Origin of the sequence: Streptomyces sp. WAC04114 (assembly GCF_019733245.1) — a bacterium.
GTDB classification, from domain to species: Bacteria; Actinomycetota; Actinomycetes; order Streptomycetales; family Streptomycetaceae; genus Streptomyces; species Streptomyces massasporeus_A.
Genome location: NZ_JAIGQA010000304.1, coordinates 3,774 through 5,035 on the forward strand (window position 1 = coordinate 3,774; position 1,262 = coordinate 5,035).

Here is a 1,262-nt window from a genome sequence, read left to right on the forward strand (position 1 = left end):
GTGGTGCGGCCCGTTCCGTACGGGGCCATGGCCGTGTAGAGGCGGCGGGTCGCCTGCTCGACGGCCTCGGCCACCGGTGGGGCGGGCATGATGCCGACCGACTCCATGAAGTAGCGGGCGTCGCGGGAGCAGACGGCGTCCTCGACGGCGGACGGGCGGGACAGCGCGCCGCCCATGTGCCGCAGTGAGGCCACGAGGAGGGGGTACTCGGCGCCGGCTCCGGGGCCGACCTGCTCCAGGAACGTGTCGACGGCGTCGGGGGTCAGGTCGCGCAGCAGCATGCAGCACTCGCGGGCCGGGAGCGGGTCCTGGGGCTCCATGTGGATGCGGTCGATGGCGGGGAGGTCCATCTCCTCGAGGGTGTCGACGGCCACGGGGGCGGCTTCGCGCAGCGGCGCGATCAGGGCCTCGCCCTCGGCCGGGTCGCCCGGCCACGCGATCGCGACCCGGGCCCAGAAGCCGCCGCGCAGGGGCTCCGGGATCTGCGGGATCGGCGGCAGGCGCAGTACCGAGAACATGCTGCACATCTCGTCCGGGACCGTGCGGGTCCACTCCGTCCAGGTCCGCAGCAGGGTCTCGGTGTGTTCGGCGTGGCAGTGGACGGCGCCGCCGTAGAGGCGGGGGAGCGGGAGGAGTTCGGTGATCAGTGAGGTCACCACGCCCACGTTGCCCTTGCCGCCGCGCAGCGCCCAGAACAGTTCCGGTTCGTGCTGGGGGTCCGACTCGCGCAGGTGCCCGTCCGGGGTGACGACCTGGAAGGAGCGGACCAGGTCTGCGGCGTAGCCGTAGGCCCGGCCCAGGACCGGGAGTCCGCCGCCGAGGGTGTAGCCGACGACGCCCGCGTCCGTGGAGGTGCCGCACAGGCCCGCCAGGCCGTGCGGGGCGGCCGCGGCCATGACGTGGCTCCACTTGGCGCCGGCGGCGATGGTGGCGGTGCGGGTGGTGGGGTCCACGTGGACGTCCGTCATGCGGGACGTGTTGATCAGCAGGCCGTGCTCGATGGGGAAGTTGGCGCCGTGGCCGGTGGCCTGGACCGCGACGGGGGTGTGGGTGGCGTGGGCCCAGCGCATGGCGGTGACGATGTCGTCGGGGCCGGTGGCGCCGATGGCGACGTCCGGGGTGTGGAGGGAGGCCAGGTTGAAGCCGGTGACCTCGTCGGCGTAGGCGCGTTCGCCGGGGCGTAGGACGGGGCCGTGGATCTCTGAGAGGGCGAAGAGGTCGGGCATGTGGTGGGGGGCGGTCATCGCGTCCTCCGTGGGGGG

General features: G+C 73.9%; 1 protein-coding gene. It reads right to left on the reverse strand.

Features of this window, described 5'->3' with window-relative positions; genetic code table 11:
• On the reverse strand, window positions 1-1,244 hold a 1,244-nt coding region (locus tag K4G64_RS38320), incomplete at its 3' end, for an FAD-binding oxidoreductase (RefSeq protein ID WP_221760473.1).
• Window positions 1,245-1,262: the final 18 nt, after the last annotated feature.